This window comes from Streptomyces sp. NPDC038135 (assembly GCF_055601245.1).
Window position 1 is genome coordinate 657,400 of the sequence record NZ_JBVJXS010000002.1, and the last position, 22,306, is coordinate 679,705.

The following is a 22,306-nucleotide window of genomic DNA, read 5'->3' on the forward strand; positions in this document are numbered from 1 at the left end:
TGCTCCTCCGTCGCCACCCGCGCAGACCGCACTTCCTGCTGTTTCTACGCGCGTCCGGCCGTCGTCGTGCGGGGCAGACCCGCCCTGCAGGCATCGTCTTCGCGTGCGCACGTCACCGCGTCGTACGCGCCGACGCCGACGTGCGCGAGGTTGCGCAGGCTGTCCGTGCCCGGCTGGAAGTAGCCGCTGTGGCCCTGCGCGTCCCGGGCCGCGAGGACCCGCGCGCCGAACGCCGAGGACACCGGGTCGGCGCCGTGGCCCAGCCCGCCGAGCTCCAGGTACGGCACGTCCTGCACCCAGTCGCTGGCGTCCCGCATCGCCCACACCCGGGCCGAGGTGCCGAGGCGGGAGGCGCTCCCGGCGCGCATGCCGGGGCTCGCCGCCACCGCCAGGTCGGCCACCCGGGCCGGCATGGCGTGCGCGGCCACCCCGCAGACCACCGAGCCGTAGCTGTGGCAGAACATCGACACCGGCGCCCGGCCGGGCAGGCCGCGCAGCAGCGAGTTCAGACGGACGGCGCCCTCCTCGGCGCGCAGCCCGGTGGCGGCGTCCACACCGAGCCCGTCCGGTGCGGTGTAGTCGGCCCACGCGATCACGGCCGTGCGCGTCGCCGGGCTCTCCTCCCGCTCGGCCGCGTACAGGGCCTTGGCCATCCCGACCGGCGCGCTGTACTTGCGGTACGTCCGCTGGAAGGTGAGCAGGTCGGTGTCGACGCCGGGGACGACGACCGAGATCCGGTCGGCCTTGGTCAGGCTGCCGAACACCTCCGCGACCCGGCCCGAGCCGGCGGGGTCGAAGGCGAGGATGTGCCGGCCGGGACGCATCAGCGCCTCGTAGCGCTCCATCCGCTGGCCCGCGTCCTGCTGTCCCGCCCTGCTGATCCGGTTGTCGCGCATGCGCTCGCGCTCCACCGCACGCGCCTGGCCCAGCGCGATGCGGTTCGCGCGGTAGCGCAGCGCGGCGGGGGCGCCGTTCATGTTGCCGACCGCCAAGGGGTAGCGGTGGGCCAGCCGGCCGCGCTCGTGCGGGGTGAGCGAGGCGAAGAACCGGGCGAGGCGCGCGGGAGCCGCCTCGGGGTCCGGCAGGTGCGCCCCGCGCAGCGTGCCGTGCTCCCACTTCTCCAGTGAGTGCTGCAGCGCGGTCGGCTCCCGGTGGGTGCGCATGGCCGTCCAGCCGGTGGTCGCGAGCATCACGAACACCACGGACAGCGCCAGCAGGGCGCGCCAGAGGTTGAGAGGCGGGGAGGTGTCGAAGGAAGTCACTGGGAGGACACACTAGGAGAACGGGAGGGTCTCGGGGTAACCGAGTGATGGGTATCACGTTTCGGTAACCGTCGAACGCTCCCGAGACGTCCTCAGCCCGTACGCCAGTTACCGGTGAGCGCCGAGCCCAACTGGTCCAGGTACGACGCGGTCAGACGCCGTATCGCCTCCAGGCTGAAGTCGTCGCCCGTGCACCACTGCCGTTCGGTGACCCTCATCACCCCGCCGAACACGGCCACCGCCAGCCGCGGCCGCGGGTCGGCGTCCACGTCGACGCCCTCCCGCTCGGCGAGCAGCCGCGCGATCGTCTCCTCGGTGGCCACGGAGCGCCGCAGATGGGCGGCGAGCAGCGCGGGCGTCGACTCGATCGTCCGGTACATCCGCAGGTACAGCTCCACCGGGACGACCGAGTCGACGGTCTCCCGTATCGCCTCCCAGCCCTCCAGGACCGCCTGCCGCAGCGCCTCCATCGGCGCCTCGTGCGCCGGCCTCGCCCGTACGGCCGCCACGAAGAGCGCCTCCGTCATCTCCTGGACGGCGAAGGCCACCTCCTCCTTGCCGGCGAAGTATCGGAAGAAGGTGCGCTGCGAGACATCGACGGCCTCCGCTATCTCGTCGACGGTGGTGTGCTCGTAACCCTGCGTGGTGAACAGTTCGAGAGCGGCCCGCAGCAGCGCCTCCCGAGTACGCCGCTTCTTGCGGTCGCGCAGCGTCTCCATGGGCCCTCTCCCGTGCGATGTCCTTCCAGCTCAGGCTATGCGCTGGTGTCGTGTCAGTTACCGACAGGTGAATTGGTTTGTCAACTGTCAGTGACTGACACTAGCCTCGAAGGTATGACTAGTCAGACCACCATCGACACGACGGGGCCGGGGGACCGGGCATCGGCCGACCCGTCGGGGCCGGCCCCGGCCGCGGGGCTGCGCGGCCACCCATGGCTCACCCTCATCACCGTCGCCGTAGGCGTCATGATGGTGGCCCTCGACGGCACCATCGTGGCCATCGCCAACCCGGCCATCCAGAAGGACCTCGGCGCGAGCTTCGCCGACGTCCAGTGGATCACCAACGGCTACTTCCTCGCCCTCGCGGTCTCCCTGATCACCGCGGGCAAGCTGGGTGACCGCTTCGGCCACCGGCAGACCTTCCTGATCGGCGTCACCGGCTTCGCCGCCGCCTCGGGCGCCATCGGCCTGTCGCACAGCATCGCCGCGGTCGTCACCTTCCGCGTCTTCCAGGGCCTGTTCGGCGCGCTGCTGATGCCGGCCGCGCTCGGCCTGCTGCGCGCCACCTTCCCGGCCGAGAAGCTGAACATGGCGATCGGCATCTGGGGCATGGTCATCGGCGCCTCCACCGCGGGCGGCCCGATCCTCGGCGGCGTCCTCGTCGAGCACGTCAACTGGCAGTCCGTGTTCTTCATCAACGTGCCGGTCGGCGTCCTCGCGCTGCTGCTGGGCCTGCTGATCCTGCTGGACCACCGCGCCAAGAACGCGCCGCGCTCCTTCGACCTGCCGGGCATCGCGCTGCTGTCCGGCGCGATGTTCTGCCTGGTCTGGGCGCTCATCAAGGCGCCGACCTGGGGCTGGGGCGACGTCAAGACGTGGGGCTTCATCGGCGCCTCGGCGCTGCTGTTCGTCCTGTTCGCGGTCTGGGAGACGCGGGTCGCCGAGCCGCTGATCCCGCTGGGCATGTTCCGCTCGGTCCCGCTGTCCGCGGGTGTCGTCCTGATGGTCCTGATGGCGATCGCCTTCATGGGCGGTCTGTTCTTCGTGACGTTCTACCTCCAGAACGTCCACGGCATGAGCCCCATCGACGCGGGCCTGCACCTGCTCCCGCTGACCGGCATGATGATCGTCGGCTCCCCGCTCGCGGGCGCCGCCATCACCAAGCTCGGCCCGCGCATCCCGCTGGCCGGCGGCATGGCGGCCACCGCCATCGCCATGTACGGCATGTCGACGCTGAAGGCCGACACCGGCAGCGGCCTGATGTCGGTCTGGTTCGCCCTGCTGGGCTTCGGCCTCGCGCCGGTCATGGTCGGCGCCACCGAGGTGATCGTGGGCAACGCGCCCATGGAGCTGTCCGGTGTGGCGGGCGGTCTGCAGCAGGCCGCCATGCAGATCGGCGGCAGCCTCGGCACGGCCGTGCTGGGCGCCGTGATGGCCTCCCGGGTCGACAGCGAACTGCCGGGCAACTGGGCCGACGCGGGGCTGCCGAAGCTGACCCCGGAGCAGCTGGACCAGGCCTCCGAGGCGGTCCAGGTGGGCGTGCCGCCGGTGGCCAAGGGCATGCCGGAGGCTCTCGTCGCGAAGATCAGCGGCGTCGCCCACGACACCTTCATCTCCGGCATGAGCCTCGCCTCCCTGGTCGCGGCCGGCGTGGCGGCGTTCGCGGTGCTCGTCGCGCTGCTCACCAAGCGGGGCGAGAACGCGGAGGCGGGCGCGGGAGTCGGTCACATCTGACGTCCCGTTCCGTGCCTGTTCCCGGCGGGGTTCGCTCATCAGGGTGACTCCGCTCAAGATCCCTCGCTCCCGGCGCGCGCCGCAGGTCACAGTGGGTCAGGTCCTCCGCAGGGCATGCGGGGACCGCCGGGCCGCGGCGCGCGCTGCTGGAGGGGGCAGCGCGCGCAGGTCTGCCCGCGGAAAACCGGGGTACCCGCCCGTTGAGGCCGAACTGTCCAGGATGACCAGGGAGTTGATGATGGCTGGCTTCGGGCACGGAACGCGCGGGTACCCCCGGTCACGCGGCCGTTCGTGGCAGCGGACCGGGCCGGACCGCGCGACGCTCGGGATCATCGGAACCGTCTGCGCGGTCGCCGGATTCTTCGCACTGGGCATCATCCTCGGCCCGGTGGCGATGTTCTGCGGCTGGCAGTCCATGGGCCGCAAATGGTCCACCGACCGCAACATCCCGGCCGTGGTCGCCCTGGTCCTGGGCGCGATCGACACCCTGCTGTCCCTCATCGCCCTGGCAGGCGCGGCCACTTGGGGCCACGGCCTTCTCTGACCCGGCCCCACCCCGAACGCCCGCAGCCCCAAAGCTGCGGGCGTCGCCGTCCCCGGCCACGCAGCTGGGTACACACATGCCGTCAAGACCGGCGCCGACCCACATCCGGCTGACGGGCGCCGGGCCCGCCCGCAACTGCGGGCACGCGTGCCGCCAGGGTCGGCGCCGACCCACATCCGGCTGACGGGCATCGGGGCCGCCCCCGCTGCGGGCACGCGTGCCGCCAGGGTCAGCGCCCACCCGCAACCGGCTGACGGGCACCGAGCCCGCCCCCGCTGCGGGCATGCGTGCCGCCAGGGGCGGCACGGGTGGGCGCAGCGGCACCCCGCAAGCGCGGGCAAGCGAAACCCCGCGACGCCTACCGAGGCACGGGGCAACCAGCGAACCAGGCGAACCAAGTCGCACGCTCACCCAGGCACCGGGCACCCAACGAACAAGTCCCGGCCAACCGGCGGAGCCCCCCTCACCGCCGCTGCCCCTCCCGCTCCGCCGCCAGCCGAGCCACCTCCGCCCGCAGCGCCCGCACCTCCTCCGTCAGCGCGGCGATGGCCTCCGTCTGCCGCCGCTCCTCCACGTCGTCCTTCTCGAACCGCGAGATGAACCACGCCGCGATGTTCGCCGTCACCACACCGAGCAACGCGATCCCGGACAGCATCAGCCCGACGGCGATCATCCGTCCCAGCCCGGTGGTCGGCGCGTGATCCCCGTACCCCACCGTCGTCATCGTCGTGAAGGACCACCACACGGCGTCACCCAGCGTCCGGATGTTCCCGTCCGGCGACTCCCGCTCCACCGACAGCACCGCCAGCGACCCGAACATCAGCAGCCCGATCACCGACCCCACGACGTACGTCGTCAGCCGGATCTGCGGAGCCATCCGCGCCCGCCGCCCCACCAGCAGCAGCGTCGACACCAGCCGCAGCAGCCGGAGCGGCTGCAGCACCGGCAGCACCACCGCGCACAGATCGGGCCAGTGCCGGCGCACGAACTCCCCGCGCCGGGGAGCGAGCGCCAGCCGCATGAGGTAGTCCACCGCGAAGGCGCCCCACACCGCCCACTCCACCCCCGTGCACAGGGCCGTCAGCGAGTGGCCGGCCGAACCGTCCACGATGGGCACGGCGTAGGCGACGGCGAAGGCCACGGCCAGCGCCAGCAATGGCCGTTGGGTGAGCCGCTCCCACCGGGCCTGCGCCGCGTTCGTCTCCATGCCCGCATCGTAGGGAAGGCGGACGTGCGGGCGGCGCAGACTCCCGCTCCGCCGCCCTCATGCCCAAGCCCTGTAGCGGGCCGCGCGGTGCTACGCGTCGCCGCCCGCGGCCCCCGGGTCCGCCGCCGACACGTCCAGCAGCTGGTACCGGTCGATGGCCTGCTTCAGCACGGACCGGTCGACCTTGCCCTCCCGGGCCAGCTCGGTCAGTACCCCGACCACGATCGACTGCGCGTCGATGTGGAAGTACCGCCGGGCCGCGCCCCGGGTGTCGGCGAAGCCGAAGCCGTCCGCGCCGAGGGACTGGTACGTCCCCGGCACCCAGCGCGCGATCTGGTCCGGCACCGACCGCATCCAGTCGGACACGGCCACGAACGGCCCCTCGGCGCCGCTGAGCTTCCGCGTCACGTACGGCACCCGCTGCTCCTCCTCCGGGTGCAGCAGGTTGTGCTCCTCGCAGGCCACGGCCTCGCGCCGCAGCTCGTTCCACGAGGTCGCCGACCAGACGTCCGCCTTGACGTTCCACTCGTCGGCGAGGAGCCGCTGGGCCTCCAGCGCCCACGGCACCGCGACACCGGACGCCATGATCTGCGCCGGGATCGATCCGCCGGGGCCCTCGCTGAGCTTGTACACGCCCTTGACGATGCCCTCGACGTCCACGTTCGCCGGCTCGGCCGGGTGCCGGATGGGCTCGTTGTAGACGGTGAGGTAGTAGAAGACGTCCTCGCCGTGCGGGTGCTCGGCGTCGCCGCCGTACATCCGGCGCAGGCCGTCCTGCACGATGTGGGCGATCTCGTAGGCGTACGCCGGGTCGTAGGCCACGCACGCCGGGTTGGTGGAGGCGAGGAGCTGCGAGTGGCCGTCCGCGTGCTGCAGGCCCTCACCGGTCAGGGTCGTACGCCCCGCGGTCGCGCCCAGCACGAAACCGCGCGCGAGCTGGTCGGCCATCTGCCAGAACTGGTCGCCGGTGCGCTGGAAGCCGAACATCGAGTAGAAGACGTACACCGGGATCAGCGGCTCGCCGTGCGTGGCGTAGGCGGAGCCGGCCGCGATCAGCGAGGCCGTGCAGCCCGCCTCGGAGATGCCGTCGTGCAGCATCTGGCCGGTCGGCGACTCCTTGTAGGCGAGCAGCAGCTCGCGGTCCACCGACTCGTACTGCTGGCCGAGCGGGTTGTAGATCTTCGCGCTGGGGAAGAACGAGTCCATGCCGAACGTGCGGTACTCGTCCGGCGCGATCAGCACGAACCGCTTGCCGATCTCCTTGTCCCGCATGAGGTCCTTCAGCAGCCGCACGAACGCCATGGTCGTGGCGATGGACTGCTGACCGGTGCCCTTCTTCACGGTCGCGTACGCCTTGTCGTCCGGCAGCGCCAGCGGCTCCGAGCGGACGACCCGGGTCGGCACGTACCCGCCGCACTGCTGGCGCCGGTCGTGCATGTACTGGATCTCCTCGGAGTCGCGCCCCGGGTGGTAGTACGGCGGCGCGCCGGACTCCAGCTCCTTGTCGGAGATCGGCAGGTGCAGCCGGTCGCGGAAGCGCTTGAGGTCGTCGACCGTCAGCTTCTTCATCTGGTGCGTGGCGTTGCGGCCCTCGAAGTTCGGGCCCAGCGTCCACCCCTTGACCGTCTTGGCCAGGATGACCGTCGGCTGGCCCTTGTGCTCCACGGCCGCCTTGAACGCCGCGTAGATCTTCCGGTGGTCGTGACCGCCGCGGCCGAGCATCAGGATCTGGTGGTCGGTCATGTTCTCGACCATCGCGCGCAGCCGGTGGTCGTCACCGAAGAAGTGGTCGCGGATGTACGCGCCGGTCTCGGTCGCGTACGTCTGGAACTGGCCGTCCGGCGTGGTGTTCATCCTGTTGACCAGCACGCCGTCCCGGTCCTGCGCGAGCAGCGGGTCCCAGGAGCGGTCCCAGATCAGCTTGATCACGTTCCAGCCGGCGCCCCGGAAGACCGACTCCAGCTCCTGGATGATCTTCCCGTTGCCGCGCACCGGGCCGTCCAGGCGCTGCAGGTTGCAGTTGACCACGAAGGTCAGGTTGTCCAGGCCCTCGCGCGCGGCGATGCTGAGCTGGCCGAGCGACTCCGGCTCGTCCATCTCGCCGTCGCCGAGGAACGCCCACACGTGCGACTTGGAGGTGTCGGCGATGCCGCGCGCCTCCATGTACCGGTTCATCCGCGCCTGGTAGATCGCGCCGAGCGGGCCGAGGCCCATGGAGACCGTCGGGAACTCCCAGAAGTCCGGCATGGAGCGCGGGTGCGGGTAGCTGGACAGGCCGTCGGGGTACTTCGACTTCTCCTGCCGGAAGCCGTCCAGCTGGCGCTCGGTGAGGCGGTCGAGCAGGTAAGCGCGCGCGTAGATGCCGGGGGAGGCGTGGCCCTGGAAGAAGACCTGGTCGCCGCCGTCCCCCTCGTCCTTGCCGCGGAAGAAGTGGTTGAAGCCCACGTCGTACAGCGAGGCGGAGGAGGCGAAGGTGGCGATGTGGCCGCCGACGCCGATGCCGGGGCGCTGGGCGCGCGAGACCATCACGGCCGCGTTCCAGCGGGTCGCGTTGAGGATCCTGCGCTCGATCTCCTCGTTGCCGGGGAAGAACGGCTCCGCCCGGGTGGGGATCGTGTTGACGTAGTCCGTGCTGCGCATCTCGGGCACGGCCACGCGCCGCTCGCGGGCCCGCTCGATCAGGCGGAGCATGAGGTACCGGGCCCGCTCCCGGCCGCGCTCGTCGACCGCGGCGTCGAGGGAGTCGAGCCACTCCTGGGTCTCTTCGGGATCGAAGTCAGGAACCTGACTCGGAAGGCCGCCAATGATGATCGGATTGCGATCGGATCCGGAAGCCACGCTGTTCCTTACCTGTCGGAGGGCCACTTCTTCACTCGTGCCTACACCGTTCCCCATCGTGTACCTCGGCAAGACGCACGTCACCTCTACCGTGGGGTAACCGGCACACGGGGCCGGTCAAAACGCAACGATACGCCCGGGGTGTGACAGGCTTGCCAAACTTGTTCGAGAGTCGTTTGACTGGATGATTCCGAATGGAACAAAGCGGGCACAAGCGTGTGATGTGGGTTGCGGCGAATCGGGATACGGTGCCAGGAGTTGCGCCGACACGGCCGGGATCGTCACCGTTTCGGCGGTCCGGACGGCCGGGTACTTGCGCGATCCGTCCCGCCCGTGTGGACTACGGCCAATGCTTCGCGCACGCGCGTGGCTGAGATATTCAACAAGACATGATCAGGAGGCAAACCGTGAGCGCGACCGCGGACCACGCGGAGGAGCGGACGAACCCTGCCGCCAGGCTGGGGTTCCAGCCCGGGCAGGTGGTCCAGGAGATCGGCTACGACGACGACGTCGATCAGGAGCTCCGCGAGGCCATTGAGGAAGCCGTCGAGGGCGACCTGATGGACGAGGACTATGACGACGTGGCCGACGCCGTCGTGCTGTGGTACCGCGACGAGGACGGTGACCTCACCGACGCGCTCGTCGATGCCACGACGTACATCGAGGAGGGCGGTGCCATCCTGCTGCTGACGCCGAAGACCGGCCGCAGCGGGTACGTGGAGCCGAGCGACATCTCGGAGGCCGCGACGACCGCCGGCCTGACCGCGTCCAAGAGCGTCAGCGTGGGCAAGGACTGGAGCGGCAGCCGCCTGGCCACGCCGAAGGCCGCCAAGTCGAAGAAGTGACCGCCGCCGGGCCGGGCCGAAGGGTCCGGTCCGGCCGCCGCGGGCCTCCCGGTGATCGCTGCGTAGGGTGGAATCGAGCGCTTGCCGCGCTCTGACCCGAACGGCCCACCGAAGGGATGCACGATGATGGCGATCCAGGTCGGCGACAAGGCGCCCGATTTCGAGCTCAAGGACAACCACGGCCGCACCGTGAACCTCGCCGACTTCCGCGGCGAGAAGAACGTGGTGCTGCTCTTCTACCCCTTCGCCTTCACCGGCGTGTGCACCGGCGAGCTGTGCGAGCTGCGCGACAACCTGCCGAAGTTCGCGGACCGCGACACCCAGCTCCTCGCCGTCTCCAACGACTCCATCCACACCCTGCGCGTCTTCGCCGAGCAGGAGGGCCTGGAGTACCCGCTGCTGAGCGATTTCTGGCCGCACGGCAACGTCTCGCGCGCCTACGGCGTCTTCGACGAGGACAAGGGCTGCGCCGTCCGGGGCACCTTCGTCATCGACAAGGAGGGCGTCGTGCGGTGGACCGTGGTCAACGGACTGCCGGACGCCCGGGACCTGAACGACTACGTGAAGGCGCTCGACACCCTGTGATCCTCCGGGTCCAGGGTCTGCGGAGAGCGGGAACCCGTCACTAGGATCGGCACGTTGATCCCATATCCGAAGCACGACGGGGCTTCCGGCCCCAGAACACCACATGGAGGACCCGTGGGAGTCAGCCTCAGCAAGGGCGGCAACGTATCGCTGACGAAGGAGGCCCCGGGCCTGACCGCCGTCATCGTCGGTCTCGGGTGGGACGTGCGCACCACGACCGGCACCGACTTCGACCTCGACGCCAGCGCGCTGCTGCTGAACAACTCCGGCAAGGTCGCGAGCGACCAGCACTTCATCTTCTTCAACAACCTGAAGAGCCCGGACGGCTCCGTCGAGCACACCGGTGACAACATCACCGGTGAGGGCGAGGGCGACGACGAGCAGATCAAGATCAACCTGGCCGGCGTGCCGGCCGACATCGAGAAGATCGTCTTCCCGGTGTCGATCTACGACGCCGAGAACCGCCAGCAGTCCTTCGGCCAGGTCCGCAACGCGTTCATCCGCGTGGTGAACCAGGCGGGCGAGCAGGAGATCGCCCGCTACGACCTGAGCGAGGACGCGTCCACCGAGACCGCCATGGTCTTCGGCGAGCTCTACCGCCACGGCGCGGAGTGGAAGTTCCGCGCCATCGGCCAGGGGTACGCCTCCGGCCTGCGCGGCATCGCCCAGGACTTCGGCGTCAACGTCTGACACGCAACACAGCACCACCGTCCGGCGCCGCACCGTTTACGGGCGGCGCCGGACGCGCAGGACAACCAAAGAAGCACCACTAGGGGAGGACCAGCATCATGGGCGTCACGCTCGCCAAGGGAGGCAACGTCTCCCTCTCCAAGGCCGCACCGAACCTCACCAACGTCATGATCGGGCTCGGCTGGGACGCGCGCTCCACCACCGGCGCCCCCTTCGACCTGGACGCCAGCGCCCTGCTGTGCGGCGGGGCCAACCGGGTGCTGGGCGACGAGTGGTTCGTGTTCTACAACCAGCTCACGAGCCCCGACGGCTCGGTCGAGCACACCGGCGACAACCTCACCGGTGAGGGCGAGGGTGACGACGAGTCGATCCTGGTGGACCTGGCCAAGGTCCCGCTCCAGTGCGAGAAGATCATCTTCCCGGTCTCGATCCATGCCGCCGACGAGCGCGGCCAGACCTTCGGCCAGGTCTCCAACGCGTTCATCCGCGTGGTCAACCAGGCCGACGGCCAGGAACTGGCCCGCTACGACCTGAGCGAGGACGCCTCCACCGAGACCGCCATGATCTTCGGCGAGCTGTACCGCTACCAGAGCGAGTGGAAGTTCCGGGCCGTGGGACAGGGGTACGCGTCCGGACTGCGGGGCATCGCCCTCGATTTCGGGGTCAACGTCTCCTGAGCCCGGACACGAGGCCCTTGGACGGGGCTTCGTGACCACCCCCGCCGCCCCCGTGCTCCGCGAGGGCGTCAAGCTGTGCTGACAGTGCGAGGCGGGGACCTGCGGCGATGTGACGGAGGTCCCCTCGCCGACCCTTTCGGCGCAGTGCCCCTCTAGACTCGTGGTCAACATTTAGCAAAGCCGAGTACGGCGCGGGGGAACCTCTCCCCTCAGACATCGTCTGGGAGGTGCCCGCACAACACGATGGGGTAGCCAGTGCTTCTGAAAACCTTCGGCTGGTCGTTCGCGATCACCGCGCTCGGCCTGGTCGCGGCCGCGTTCTACGGCGGGTGGACCGCCTTCGGGATCGTGGCGATCCTCGCCATCCTCGAGATCTCGCTGTCGTTCGACAACGCGGTGGTCAACGCCGGAATCCTGAAGAAGATGAACGCCTTCTGGCAGAAGATCTTCCTCACCGTCGGCGTCCTCATCGCCGTCTTCGGCATGCGGCTGGTCTTCCCCGTCGTGATCGTCGCGGTCACCGCCCACATGGGCCCGATCGAGGCCGTCGACCTCGCGCTCAACAACAAGGACCGCTACCAGCAGCTCGTCACCGACGCCCACCCGGCGATCGCCGCGTTCGGTGGCATGTTCCTGCTGATGATCTTCCTCGACTTCATCTTCGAGGACCGGGACATCCAGTGGCTGCGCTGGATCGAGCGGCCGCTCGCCAAGCTCGGCAAGGTCGACATGCTGTCGGTCTGCATCGCCCTGATCGTCCTGCTCATCACCGCCTTCACCTTCGCCACCCAGGCCCACCAGCACGGCGGCGCCCACGTCGACAAGGCGCAGACGGTCCTCATCGCCGGCATCGCCGGCCTGATCACCTACATGGTCGTCGGCGGTCTCTCCGGCTTCTTCGAGGACCGCCTCGAGGAGCAGGAGGAGCGCGAGCACGAGGAGGAGGAAGAGGCCGAGCGCACGGGCAAGAAGCGCTCGGCGGTCGTCCTGGCCGGCCAGGCCGCGTTCTTCATGTTCCTCTACCTCGAGGTCCTGGACGCGTCCTTCTCCTTCGACGGTGTCATCGGCGCCTTCGCCATCACCAACGACATCGTCCTGATGGCGCTCGGCCTCGGCATCGGCGCGATGTACGTCCGGTCCCTGACCGTGTACCTGGTCCGCCAGGGCACCCTCGACGACTACGTCTACCTGGAGCACGGCGCCCACTACGCCATCGGCGCCCTGGCCGTGATCCTCATGGTCACCATCCGGTACGAGATCAACGAGGTCATCACCGGACTCGTCGGCGTCGTCCTGATCGCCTGGTCCTTCTGGTCCTCCGTCCGCCGCAACCGCGCCCTCGCGGCCGCGGGCGAGGACTCCGGCCAGAAGACGGAGGTGTCCTCCGGGGTCTGACGGTCCTGGCGGGCCCCCAGGGGGCTTCGTCCGGAACGGACCGTGCGAAGCCCCTAAGGGCAAGATCGGGGACGTCACGGGGTGTGACGCCCCGCGCCGTGAGGAACGCTCTGATCAGGGGCGGCCGACGTGGTCGGCCGCCCCTGACGGCGTTCGAGACGAGTCACCTGGGGGCGGGAATGGGATTCTTCGACGGGCTGCGCGGCGGACGCGCCGCCGAGTTCGACTCGGGCAGCGCCGCGAGCAACGCGATCGAACTGACCCGGCGGCACCAGCAGGTGTCCCTCACCCGGCAGGACGCGGCCACCGGCCACCTGCGCGTCAACCTGACCTGGCGGATGCGGACCTCCGACTTCGACGTCAACCAGCGCACCAGCCTCTTCCGGCACCCCTTCCGGGCACTGAAACCACCGGAGGTGCTCGGCCACGGCCAGAGCATGGTCAACGTCGACCTCGACCTGGGCTGCCTGTACGAACTCACCGACGGCACCAAGGGGGTCGTCCAGCCCCTCGGCGGCTACCTGGGCGACGTCAACGCGCCCCCGTACATCAAGCTCAGCGGCGACGACCGGTTCGGCTCGGCGTCCGGCGAGACCATGTACGTCAACCTGGACCACCGGGACGCCATCAAGCGGCTGCTGGTGTTCGTGTACATCTACGACCGCACACCCGCCTTCGACCGCACGCACGCCATCGTCACGCTCTACCCCAGCAACGGGCCCCGCATCGAGATAGGCCTGGACGAACGCCACCCCCAGGCCCGGTCCTGCGCCGTCGTGATGATCGAGAACGTGAAGGGGGAACTGCTCGTCCGGCGCGAGGTCAAGTTCGTCTACGGCTTCCAGGGCGAACTGGACCGGCTCTACGGATGGGGACTGACCTGGGGGCGGGGCTACAAGTCGAAGGTGGAGCAGTAGCCCCTACCGGCCTATGAACTGCGGCCCCTGGGGCGGCAGCCGGAAGTCCGGGTCCAGCGGAGCCGCCGGGACCGGCTGCGGCGGGGACTGCGGATAGCCGTAGGCGGGCAGCCCCGAGGTCGGCTGCGGATAGCCGTACGCCGGCTGCCGGGGCGACGCCGTCTGCGGATAGCCGTACCCCGGCTGGGACGGCACCGCGGTCGTCGGCTGCTCCGGCGGAAGGGGCTGGGACGTCGTCTCCGGCGGGGCCTGCCGCGGCTCCTCCACCTCCGACTCGTCCACCGAGATCCCGAAGTCCGTGGCCAGGCCCCGCAGCCCGTTCGAGTAGCCCTCGCCCAGCGCGCGGAACTTCCAGCCGTCGCCGCGCCGGTACAGCTCACCGCAGATCAGCGCGGTCTCCGCCCCCGTCTCCGGCTTGATCTCGAAACGGGCCAGCGGCTCGCCATCGGCCACGGCGGCGTCGTACAGCAGGATGCACAGGGCCGGCACCTGGTCGAAGGAGACGCCGTCCGCCGACGCGACCAGCAGGACACGGCCCACACCGGGCTCCACACCGGAGAGGTCCGACTGGATGGTGTCGGTCAGGCCTTCCGGGACCCGCTTCTTGCCCAGCCGCCAGACCTTCCCCGAGGGATGCCGGGGCTGGTTGTAGAAGACGAAGTCCTCGTCGGAGCGCACACGGCCGTCCTGGCCCAGCAGCAGCGCCGAGGCGTCCACGTCCGGAACCCCCTGCCCGGGCGTCCAGCGCAGCACGGCGCGCACCATGGTGGCCTCGAGCGGGACGTTGGACCCTTTCAGCATCGCGTGCGTCATGCGGTCATCCTGCCTTCTGGGCCGTGGCCACGACAATGCGGGGTGTACCGGCGCCGACGCGGGCCGGTTACCGGAAGTTCACGCCCGCAGGGAACCTCCGACATCGTTCCCTACGTACTATTACCGGCCACCCTTTACCCAATCCAAAGGTCCGACCCGGGCACCGAAGGAGCCGTATGCGTCATTTCGGGCACATCGCCCCCGAGGTGCGGAGGCGTCTGTTCCATCAGGAGCCGTGCGAGTTCACCGCCGACTCCCCGGCCCGGCTGCTCTCCGCGGCCCTGGGCGCCACGCTGTACAGCCCGGCCACCCGGCCGCAGCTGGCCGACGACATCGTCAAACAGGCCGGCAACGGCGTGGTCTCGATGGTGCTGTGCCTGGAGGACTCCATCGACGACGCGGACGTCGCCGCGGGCGAGGAGAACCTCGTCCGGCAGTTCGCCGACCTCGACTCCCGCACGGAGACCGAACCGCCCCTGCTGTTCATCCGGGTGCGTGTCCCCGAGCAGATCCCCGACCTCGTACGGCGCCTCGGCCCCTCCGTACGGCTGCTGTCCGGCTTCGTCCTGCCCAAGTTCACCGAGGAACGCGGCAACCCCTTCCTCGAGGCCCTCGCCCTCGCCGAGGCCGAGAGCGGCCGCCGGCTCTTCGCCATGCCCGTCCTCGAATCGCCCGAGCTGCTCTACCGCGAGAGCCGCGTGGACACCCTGGAGGGCATCGCCCGCGCGGTCGGCAAGCACCGCGACCGGGTCCTCGCCCTGCGCCTCGGCGTCACCGACTTCTGCTCCTCCTACGGCCTGCGCCGCGCACCCGACATGACCGCCTACGACGTCCAGGTCGTCGCCTCGGTGATCGCCGACGTGGTCAACATGCTGGGCCGCGCCGATGGCAGCGGCTTCACCGTCACCGGCCCCGTCTGGGAGTACTTCCGCGTCCCCGAGCGCATGTTCAAGCCACAACTGCGGCAGAGCCCCTTCCTCGAGGTGCAGGCCGTCGAGCTGCGCGAGAAGCTCATCGAGCACGCGATGGACGGACTGCTCCGGGAGATCTCCCTCGACCAGGCCAACGGCCTGCTCGGCAAGACCTGCATCCACCCCTCCCACGTCCTGCCCGTGCACGCGCTGTCCGTGGTCAGCCACGAGGAGTTCAGCGACGCGGCCGACATCCTCCGGCCGGAACGCGGCGGCGGGGGTGTACTCAGGTCCGCCTACACGAACAAGATGAACGAAGTGAAACCGCACCGCGCCTGGGCCGAACGCACCCTGCTGCGCGCCGAGGTGTTCGGCGTCGCCGGCGAGGACGTCGGCTTCGTCGAACTGCTCACCGCCGGAATACCCGGCTGACCCCTCCCAACCCAAGGAACGCATGAACAACGCAGTGAACGACGGGGTCTGGTCCGGCCGCTGGGTCGCCGAGCGACTCGGAGTCGGACTGGAGGGCGACGACGGGCTGCCGGACCTGCTCGGACTCGCGCTGCGCCGCAACCCCAAGCGGGCCCACCTGCTGGTCTCCAACGTGCTCGGCAAACACGTGCCCCAGTCGCCGTCCGTGGTCTACGGCCACGGCTTCCGGCTGGGCCGCCGGGTCCGCGCACTGCTCGGCGACACGGCGGCCGCCACCGCCGTCGTCCTCGGCTACGCGGAGACCGCCACCGGCCTCGGCCACGCGGTCGCCGACGGCCTGGGCCTCGCCCCGTACCTGCACTCCACCCGCCGCCCCGTGCCCGGCATCACCCCCGCCGGCGGCTTCGAGGAGTCCCACTCCCACGCCACCTCCCACCTGCTGCTCCCCGAGGACCCCGCCCTGCTCGCCGGCGACGGCCCGCTGGTCCTCGTCGACGACGAGTTCTCCACCGGCAACACCGTCCTCAACACCATCCGCGACCTGCACGCCCGCCACCCGCGCGACCGGTACGTGGTGGTCGCCCTCGTCGACATGCGCTCGCCCGAGGACACCGCACGCCTGCAGCGCTTCGCCGACGGCATCGGCGCCCGCGTCGACCTCGTCGCCGCCGCCTCCGGCACCGTACGGCTGCCCGAGGACGTCCTCGACAAGGGCCGCGAACTGGTCGCACGGCACGAGGCCGCCCGGCCCGGCGAGACGCCCGCACCACCCCGCGGCCGCATCACCCGCGTAGACCTGCGCTGGCCCCGCGGCCTGCCCGACGGCGGCCGCCACGGCTTCACCCCCGCGCACCGCGCCCGCCTGGAAACCGCCCTGCCCGCCATGGCCGCCAGAATCGCCGAAGCCCTGCCCGCCGACGCCCGCGACATCCTCGTACTCGGCTTCGAGGAACTGATGTACGCCCCGCTGCGCATCGCCCGCGAACTCGAGCAGATCGCCCCGGACACCCGGGTGCGCTTCTCCACCACCACCCGCTCACCCGTCCTCGCCGTCGACGACCCCGGCTACGCGATCCGCACCCGCCTGGTCTTCCCCGCCCACGACGACCCCGCCGACGGCCCCGGCGAGCGGTACGCCTACAACGTCGCAGGCGCCGGCTTCGACGCCGTCGTCGCCGTGGTCGACTCGGCCGCCGACACCCCCGCACTGCGCGCCCCCGACGGCCTGACGGCCCGCCTCGCCGCCCACACCCCGCACGTCCTGCTCGCCGTCGTCCCCTCCCACGTGCCCACCCCCGCCACCACCCCCGAAAGGCCGGCCATGCTGCCCGAGCCCCTCCGCGGCCCCGCCTTCTCCTCGTACCCGCCCGACGAGGTCGGCTGGCTGCTGCGGGACCTCTCGGACGTCACCCTCGAAGCGCCGACCGAGGAGCGGGAGGAGGCCATCCAGAGCGGCGGCGCCCACTACGCCGAATCGCTCCCCGTGGAGTACCAGCCCAGCGAGCAGTACCAGCGGCTCTTCCACGCCGCCCTGGACACCTCCGCCGCCCGGATCGCGCACGCCGTCGGCGTCGTCACCGAGACCGTCCTCCAAGAGCGCTCACCCCGGCCCGTACTGGTCTCGCTCGCCCGCGCCGGCACCCCCGTCGGCATCCTGATGCGCCGCTGGGCCCAGTTCCGGCACGGTCTCGACCTCCCGCACTACGCCGTCTCCATCGTCCGCGGCCGCGGCATCGACGCCAACGCGCTGCGCTGGCTGGCCGCCCACCACGACCCCCGGGACGTCGTCTTCGTCGACGGCTGGACCGGGAAGGGCGCCATCACCCGCGAACTCGCCCAAGCCGTGGAAGCGTTCGAGGAGCAGGACGGCATCACCGGCTTCGACCCCGAGATCGCCGTCCTCGCCGACCCCGGCTCCTGCGTACGCACCTACGGCACCCGCGAGGACTTCCTCATCCCCTCCGCCTGCCTCAACTCCACCGTCTCCGGCCTGATCTCCCGCACCGTCCTGCGCGCCGACCTGGTCGGCCCGCACGACTTCCACGGCGCGAAGTTCTACCGCGAACTCGCCGGCGCCGACGTCTCCACGGCCTTCCTCGACGCCGTCCGCGACCGCTTCCAGGAAGTCGCCGACACCGTCGACAGCGCCGTCAAGGAACTCATGACCGAGGACCGCACCCCCACCTGGGCCGGCTGGCGGGCCGTCGAGCGGATCAGCGAGGAGTACGGCATCCACGACGTCAACCTCGTCAAACCCGGCGTCGGCGAGACCACCCGGGTACTGCTGCGCCGCGTGCCCTGGAAGATCCTCGCCAAGGCCGGCGCCGGCCCCGACCTGGACCACGTACGCCTGCTCGCCGAACAGCGCGGCGTACCCGTCGAGGAGGTCGGCGAACTGCCCTACACCTGCGTCGGACTCATCCACCCCCAGTACACCCGCGGCGCCACCGGCGCCGACGGCCGGGCGGTGAACGTCTGATGCCCGTACTCGTCGCGAGCGACCTCGACCGCACCCTCATCTACTCGGCGGCGGCCCTGGCCCTGACCATGCCCGACGCACGCGCCCCCCGCCTGCTCTGCGTCGAGGTCCACGAGAGCAGACCCCTGTCCTACATGACCGAGACGGCGGCCCAGCTCCTCACCGACCTCGGCGACGCGGCCGTCTTCGTGCCCACCACGACCCGGACCCGCAAGCAGTACCAGCGCATCAACCTCCCCGGCCCCCAGCCGGCCTACGCGATCTGCGCCAACGGCGGACACCTGCTGGTCGACGGAGCCACCGACCACGACTGGCACGCGCGCGTACTGGCACGCCTCGCCGACGAGTGCGCCCCCCTGGACGAGATCCGCGAGCACCTGATGCGCACCGCCGACCCCGTCTGGGTACGCAAGCACCGGGTCGCCGAGGACCTCTTCGCCTACCTCGTCATCGAGCGCGAACTCCTGCCCGACGAGTGGATGAAGGAACTGGCGGCCTGGGCGGAGAACCGCGGCTGGACCGTCTCCCTCCAGGGCCGCAAGATCTACGCCGTCCCCAAGCCGCTCACCAAGAGCGCGGCCGTGCACGAAGTCGCCCGGCGCACCGGAGCCGAGCTGACCCTCGCGGCCGGGGACTCCCTCCTCGACGCCGACCTGCTCCTCGCCGCCGACCGGGGCTGGCGGCCCGGACACGGCGAACTCGCCGACGGCAAGTGGACGGCACCCGCCATCACCGCACTGCCGGAGCGGGGCGTGCTCGCCGGCGAACGGATCACCCGGGAGTTCCTGCGGGCCGCCCGCGGCGAGACACCCGCCGGCCCGCCGGCCTGATCAGCCGCAGCAGCCCCCGCCGCAGCAGCCGCCGCCCCCGCCGCCCGCGCCCGGCGCCGCGGCCGGGGCGCCGGCCGTGCCGCCGACGGCCACCGTCGACAGCAGCTTCACCGTGTCGTCATGGCCCGCCGGGCAGGCTGCGGGAGCGGCGGACTCCGCCATCGGACGGCTCAGTTCGAAGGTGTCACCGCAGGTACGGCAACGGTATTCATAGCGAGGCATGCGCCCAGAGTAACCGGCACCCGCTCCGGAATCACCGCAAGCCGGGACGGCCGGACCCGCCCTCCTCCTTGCCCGGCAACGGCATAGTCACCGGCATGGTGCCCGTCTCGTGCTCACGCCCCGGAGGCTCGGTGGCCGGATCGGGATGACGGGCCCGGTAGTACGGATTGTCCGGCGGCAGGGAGGAACCGACCCGGCCGTACATGCCGAACGTCATCAGCAGCAGCCCCACGATGAAGCTGAAGAGCACGTTCTGGATCCGGAACGCCAGGAAGTTGTAGTCACTGTCCAGCAGCGCGAGGTTCAAGAAACCGTTCAGCAGGAACAGCACCCCGAACACCATGTTCAGCGTCGACGCCACGTTCCCGCCGATCACCATGCCCGCCAGCAGGATCACCCCGACGACGATGGACAGCACACTCAGCGTGCCGTTGGTGTTCAGCCCGATGACCCTGTCACCACCGGTGCTGAAGAAACCGATCTGGTCGATCAGCCCCAGAATGCCGAAGACGAGCAGGAACGCGCCGATCAGAGCCGCCCCGACGCGGTAGACCGTGTTCAGCCGGTGGTCCACGGGCAGATGCTCGTCGAACCGGATCCGCCGTCGAGGCCTGCTGTGCACTGCGTGTGTGGCCATGTCCGCCTCCTCCGGGCGCTAGCGGAGGCCATCCGTCCATCCAGCATCCGCCACCCCACCCCGAACCGCCACCACACGCCTCAACAGTCCGGGCCCCCGGCGTCCGTGCCCGGGCCGCACCGCCCCCGTCGCCTCAGTGGCCGCGCCGCACGGCCTCCGGCGCCCCAGCGTCCGGGCCGCACGGGCCCCCGGCGCCTCAGGGGCGGCGCCCCACGGCCTCCGGCGCCCCAGCGTCCGGGCCGCACGGGCCCCCGGCGCCTCAGGGGCGGCGCCCCACGGCCTCCGGCGCCCCAGTGCCCGCGCCGCACCGCCTCCGTCGCCTCAGTGACGGCGCCCCACGGCCTCCGGCGCCCCAGCCGTCGGCTCCCCGCCGCCCCAGCGCCTCAGTGACCCGCGCCGCCCCCGCGCTCCTCGCGGATCCGCGACACCACGTCGGCCACCGTCCGCCGTACCGCCTCCAGCTCCGTCAGGAAGTGCCAGTAGTCCGGGTGCCGGCCCTCCAGCGAGCCGATCGCCCGGTCCAGCCGGGCCACCGCGTCGTCCAGCGGACGCGCGTGCCGCGGATCGGGCGTCGTACATCCCGTCATGGCCAGCCGCTGGGCATCCCGGATCGCGAACCGGGTCCGCTCCGTCTCCGCCTGCGGATCCTTCTGCACCGCGTTCAACCGGGCGAGCCGGTCACCGGCGGCCGACACGGCCTCGTCGGTACTGTTCAGCAGCGCCCGCACCGTCGACAGCAGCGACGTGGCGTCCGGCCACCGCTGCGCGTCCCGCGCCGCCTGCGCCTCACGCAGCTTCGACTCGGCCTGCCGCACGTTCTCCGCGGCCGACGCGGGCACCTGCTGCAGGTCCTGCCAGCACGCCGCCGTGAAGCGCCGCCGCAGCTCGCTGAGCACCGGCTCGACCTGTCCCGCCCGGGTGGTCAGGGCCTGCGCACGGGTGCGCAGGCTGACCAGCCGGTGATCGATCTCCGCCGCCCGCTCCGGCAGCCGCTCGGCCTCGGCCCGGATCGCGGCGGCCTCCCGCTGCACCCGCTCGGCCCGCTCCAGCGTCTGCGGCACCCCGTGCTGCCCGGCGCCCTGGTTCAGCCTCGTCAGCTCCGGGGACAGCGCGGCCAGCCGGGCCGCGAGATCGTCCGCCGCCAGTCCTTTCTCCCGTACGGCGTCCAGCGCGTTGCTCGCCCCCAGCAGCGCCTGCCGGGCCCGCTCCACGGCCGGCGCCAACCGGGCCAGCTGGGTCTCGGCCTTGCCCAGCAACGGCCCCAGCGAGCTGCCGAAACGGTCCAGCTCCTCCTTGACCCGGACCAGCTCGTCCTTGGCCGCGGTCAGCTCGCTCCGCGCCCGGGCCGCCGTAGCCGCCTCAAGACCGTCGCGGTCGAGATCATGCGCGTCGACGGCCTGGATGTACCGCTGACTGACCTCGTCGATCCGCGCGCCCAGCGCCTCGAAGTCGGCGACCGCGCGCCGGGCGGCGGGGGAGTCGTCGACGGCCGTGATGGTCTCCACCGAGATCCGCAGGTCCCGCTGGGCGGTGTCCAGTTCGTAGAACGCGGCGGCCGCGGCGTCCTTCGCGGCCTGCGCCTCGGCCCGCTGACCCTCCGCACGCCCGCCGAACCACCGCCGGGTGCCGCCCCCGGCGAACGCGACCGGCAGCGCCAGCGCTACCACCACCGGCACACTCATCAGCGTCAGGACGTCACGCACCCCCGCGGACCCACGCCGGGTCCGTCCGGTCGGCGACGGCGGGTACGACTGCGTGGATGGCGTGCCCGGTGTCGCCCTCACATCCCTCTCCCGTGCTGTGGTCCGCCCTACCTGCTGTCATTCTCCCACCTGTTGAAGACGAACACACGAGCCGATCAGTTCGCCGTGGGCTCGGGGACTTTCACCGGCCGCGGCCGGAACGCACACCGGACGGACAGCGGGGCCTCCCTGGCCACACGCCCGCGCGGGCTTGCAGGGCAGGCGTCGGGACAATGTAGGCTGTCGGCCTGTCCCGGGTGCGTAGCTCAGCGGTAGAGCGCCTGCCTTACAAGCAGGATGTCGGCGGTTCGAAACCGTCCGCGCCCACCATGTGGATTCGAGAAGGCCCAGTCCCCGCAAGGGGCTGGGCCTTCGGTCATGGGGCGGGGGTCGCCCGGCCGGATTCCGGTGATCACCGGCGCGGGGTCAGTTGGCCTCGGGCGTATCGGGGGCGTGCTTCAGCCTGCTGCGGGCGTCGACGCGGTCCGGGCCGGGCAGGTCCGACCAGTAGCGGTGGGTGCTGACGAACACCGCGAGCTCGTGCTCCCGCTGCCGCAGCTTCTCCACCTCCGCCTGCTCGTCCTCCGTCCACCCCGGGGACGCGGACCGCTCGATCTTGCGCCACCCGCTTTCGTCGCTGAAGCCGTCCAGCGGCTCGACCGACCAGGGGAGCCGCCTCAGCAGGGCCGACAGCTCGGCCCTTATCTGGTGCAGCTCCTCCTGACCGGCGAGCAGGTCACTCGGAAAGTCATAGGACGTACCCACGCGGCAATGCTACGCCTGTTCGATTTTGAGTAGCGAGCTCGTTCCCGAGGTTCAGTCGAACG

Annotated in this window: 20 protein-coding genes and 1 tRNA gene; 12 read left to right on the forward strand and 9 right to left on the reverse strand. The window is 71.0% G+C overall.

Features of this window, described 5'->3' with window-relative positions:
* Positions 1-44 precede the first annotated feature (44 nt).
* Both ACZ7JA_RS07275 and ACZ7JA_RS07280 read right to left on the reverse strand, forming a co-directional pair.
* Positions 45-1,262, reverse strand: coding sequence for an alpha/beta hydrolase (locus ACZ7JA_RS07275; protein WP_351659824.1), 1,218 nt, complete (start codon positions 1,260-1,262; stop codon positions 45-47).
* 92 nt (positions 1,263-1,354) lie between these two features.
* Entirely contained in the window at positions 1,355-1,981 is a 627-nt protein-coding gene (locus tag ACZ7JA_RS07280) for a TetR family transcriptional regulator (protein WP_351659827.1), read from the reverse strand.
* Positions 1,982-2,095: 114 nt separating this feature from the next.
* On the opposite strand from ACZ7JA_RS07280, the gene ACZ7JA_RS07285 reads away from it, so the two are divergent.
* Positions 2,096-3,715 carry an MFS transporter gene (locus ACZ7JA_RS07285; protein WP_351659830.1) on the forward strand — a complete coding sequence of 540 codons (1,620 nt, stop codon included), beginning with the start codon at positions 2,096-2,098 and terminating at the stop codon, positions 3,713-3,715.
* 235 nt (positions 3,716-3,950) lie between these two features.
* On the forward strand, positions 3,951-4,259 hold the full coding sequence (locus ACZ7JA_RS07290) for a small hydrophobic protein (RefSeq protein ID WP_174266320.1): 309 nt from the start codon (positions 3,951-3,953) through the stop codon (positions 4,257-4,259).
* Between the two features lie 463 nt (positions 4,260-4,722).
* Here ACZ7JA_RS07290 and ACZ7JA_RS07295 read toward each other — a convergent pair whose 3' ends face one another.
* Entirely contained in the window at positions 4,723-5,466 is a 744-nt protein-coding gene (locus ACZ7JA_RS07295; RefSeq protein ID WP_351659833.1) for a potassium channel family protein, read from the reverse strand.
* Positions 5,467-5,556: 90 nt separating this feature from the next.
* The gene (gene aceE / locus ACZ7JA_RS07300; RefSeq protein ID WP_351659836.1) at positions 5,557-8,304 is read right to left on the reverse strand and encodes a pyruvate dehydrogenase (acetyl-transferring), homodimeric type; all 2,748 of its coding nucleotides are present in this window, start codon (positions 8,302-8,304) and stop codon (positions 5,557-5,559) included.
* 407 nt (positions 8,305-8,711) lie between these two features.
* On the opposite strand from aceE, the gene ACZ7JA_RS07305 reads away from it, so the two are divergent.
* From ACZ7JA_RS07305 to ACZ7JA_RS07330, 6 genes are all read left to right on the forward strand, one after another.
* A complete protein-coding gene (locus ACZ7JA_RS07305; RefSeq protein WP_351659839.1) occupies positions 8,712-9,149 on the forward strand; it encodes a DUF3052 domain-containing protein in 438 nt (145 codons plus the stop codon).
* A gap of 126 nt (positions 9,150-9,275) precedes the next feature.
* Positions 9,276-9,734: a peroxiredoxin gene (locus tag ACZ7JA_RS07310; protein WP_351659842.1), complete on the forward strand. Its 459-nt coding sequence runs from the start codon at positions 9,276-9,278 to the stop codon at positions 9,732-9,734.
* Between the two features lie 114 nt (positions 9,735-9,848).
* On the forward strand, positions 9,849-10,424 hold the full coding sequence (locus ACZ7JA_RS07315) for a calcium homeostasis/redox stress adaptation protein (protein ID WP_351659845.1): 576 nt from the start codon (positions 9,849-9,851) through the stop codon (positions 10,422-10,424).
* 98 nt (positions 10,425-10,522) lie between these two features.
* Positions 10,523-11,101 (forward strand): TerD family protein, encoded by a 579-nt coding sequence (locus tag ACZ7JA_RS07320; protein WP_351659848.1) that lies wholly within the window; start codon positions 10,523-10,525, stop codon positions 11,099-11,101.
* A 255-nt stretch (positions 11,102-11,356) separates the two neighbouring features.
* Positions 11,357-12,496, forward strand: coding sequence for a DUF475 domain-containing protein (locus ACZ7JA_RS07325; protein WP_351659851.1), 1,140 nt, complete (start codon positions 11,357-11,359; stop codon positions 12,494-12,496).
* A 179-nt stretch (positions 12,497-12,675) separates the two neighbouring features.
* Positions 12,676-13,413, forward strand: coding sequence for a TerD family protein (locus ACZ7JA_RS07330; RefSeq protein WP_351659854.1), 738 nt, complete (start codon positions 12,676-12,678; stop codon positions 13,411-13,413).
* Positions 13,414-13,416: 3 nt separating this feature from the next.
* On the opposite strand, the gene ACZ7JA_RS07335 is transcribed toward ACZ7JA_RS07330, so the two are convergent.
* Positions 13,417-14,226, reverse strand: coding sequence for a TerD family protein (locus ACZ7JA_RS07335; protein ID WP_351659857.1), 810 nt, complete (start codon positions 14,224-14,226; stop codon positions 13,417-13,419).
* Positions 14,227-14,402: 176 nt separating this feature from the next.
* Between ACZ7JA_RS07335 and ACZ7JA_RS07340 the strand changes: the two genes are divergently transcribed.
* Genes ACZ7JA_RS07340 through ACZ7JA_RS07350 form a run of 3 tightly spaced genes read left to right on the forward strand, consistent with a single transcriptional unit; the run spans position 14,403 to position 18,878 of the window.
* Complete coding sequence (locus ACZ7JA_RS07340; protein WP_351659860.1) at positions 14,403-15,569, forward strand: HpcH/HpaI aldolase/citrate lyase family protein; 1,167 nt, start codon at positions 14,403-14,405, stop codon at positions 15,567-15,569.
* Positions 15,570-15,591: 22 nt separating this feature from the next.
* The gene (locus ACZ7JA_RS07345; RefSeq protein ID WP_351659863.1) at positions 15,592-18,048 is read left to right on the forward strand and encodes a phosphoribosyltransferase; all 2,457 of its coding nucleotides are present in this window, start codon (positions 15,592-15,594) and stop codon (positions 18,046-18,048) included.
* Positions 18,048-18,878 (forward strand): HAD family hydrolase, encoded by an 831-nt coding sequence (locus ACZ7JA_RS07350; RefSeq protein WP_389446870.1) that lies wholly within the window; start codon positions 18,048-18,050, stop codon positions 18,876-18,878. Before ACZ7JA_RS07345 ends, ACZ7JA_RS07350 begins: the two co-directional genes overlap by 1 nt.
* On the opposite strand, the gene ACZ7JA_RS07355 is transcribed toward ACZ7JA_RS07350, so the two are convergent.
* The 3 genes from ACZ7JA_RS07355 to ACZ7JA_RS07365 form a co-directional block, all read right to left on the reverse strand.
* Positions 18,879-19,100: an FmdB family zinc ribbon protein gene (locus tag ACZ7JA_RS07355; protein WP_250402736.1), complete on the reverse strand. Its 222-nt coding sequence runs from the start codon at positions 19,098-19,100 to the stop codon at positions 18,879-18,881.
* Between the two features lie 31 nt (positions 19,101-19,131).
* Positions 19,132-19,737, reverse strand: a complete 606-nt coding sequence (locus ACZ7JA_RS07360) for a DUF4383 domain-containing protein (protein ID WP_351659869.1) — start codon at positions 19,735-19,737, stop codon at positions 19,132-19,134.
* Positions 19,738-20,120: 383 nt separating this feature from the next.
* Positions 20,121-21,521, reverse strand: a complete 1,401-nt coding sequence (locus ACZ7JA_RS07365; protein ID WP_470807583.1) for a coiled-coil domain-containing protein — start codon at positions 21,519-21,521, stop codon at positions 20,121-20,123.
* A gap of 213 nt (positions 21,522-21,734) precedes the next feature.
* Here ACZ7JA_RS07365 and ACZ7JA_RS07370 point away from each other — a divergent pair.
* Positions 21,735-21,809 (forward strand) — tRNA-Val (locus ACZ7JA_RS07370).
* A gap of 96 nt (positions 21,810-21,905) precedes the next feature.
* On the opposite strand, the gene ACZ7JA_RS07375 is transcribed toward ACZ7JA_RS07370, so the two are convergent.
* Positions 21,906-22,244 (reverse strand): hypothetical protein, encoded by a 339-nt coding sequence (locus tag ACZ7JA_RS07375; RefSeq protein ID WP_470807585.1) that lies wholly within the window; start codon positions 22,242-22,244, stop codon positions 21,906-21,908.
* Positions 22,245-22,306 lie beyond the last annotated feature (62 nt).

Excerpts from the sequence above, each read along its gene's own strand:
- ACZ7JA_RS07280 (WP_351659827.1), bottom strand. The coding sequence starts at position 1,981 with ATGGAGACGCTGCGCGACCGCAAGAAGCGGCGTACTCGGGAGGCGCTG.
- ACZ7JA_RS07285 (WP_351659830.1), top strand. The coding sequence starts at position 2,096 with ATGACTAGTCAGACCACCATCGACACGACGGGGCCGGGGGACCGGGCA.
- ACZ7JA_RS07290 (WP_174266320.1), top strand. The coding sequence starts at position 3,951 with ATGATGGCTGGCTTCGGGCACGGAACGCGCGGGTACCCCCGGTCACGC.
- ACZ7JA_RS07295 (WP_351659833.1), bottom strand. The coding sequence starts at position 5,466 with ATGGAGACGAACGCGGCGCAGGCCCGGTGGGAGCGGCTCACCCAACGG.
- ACZ7JA_RS07310 (WP_351659842.1), top strand. The coding sequence starts at position 9,276 with ATGGCGATCCAGGTCGGCGACAAGGCGCCCGATTTCGAGCTCAAGGAC.
- ACZ7JA_RS07320 (WP_351659848.1), top strand. The coding sequence starts at position 10,523 with ATGGGCGTCACGCTCGCCAAGGGAGGCAACGTCTCCCTCTCCAAGGCC.
- ACZ7JA_RS07330 (WP_351659854.1), top strand. The coding sequence starts at position 12,676 with ATGGGATTCTTCGACGGGCTGCGCGGCGGACGCGCCGCCGAGTTCGAC.
- ACZ7JA_RS07335 (WP_351659857.1), bottom strand. The coding sequence starts at position 14,226 with ATGACGCACGCGATGCTGAAAGGGTCCAACGTCCCGCTCGAGGCCACC.
- ACZ7JA_RS07340 (WP_351659860.1), top strand. The coding sequence starts at position 14,403 with ATGCGTCATTTCGGGCACATCGCCCCCGAGGTGCGGAGGCGTCTGTTC.
- ACZ7JA_RS07345 (WP_351659863.1), top strand. The coding sequence starts at position 15,592 with ATGAACAACGCAGTGAACGACGGGGTCTGGTCCGGCCGCTGGGTCGCC.
- ACZ7JA_RS07350 (WP_389446870.1), top strand. The coding sequence starts at position 18,048 with ATGCCCGTACTCGTCGCGAGCGACCTCGACCGCACCCTCATCTACTCG.
- ACZ7JA_RS07355 (WP_250402736.1), bottom strand. The coding sequence starts at position 19,100 with ATGCCTCGCTATGAATACCGTTGCCGTACCTGCGGTGACACCTTCGAA.
- ACZ7JA_RS07360 (WP_351659869.1), bottom strand. The coding sequence starts at position 19,737 with ATGGCCACACACGCAGTGCACAGCAGGCCTCGACGGCGGATCCGGTTC.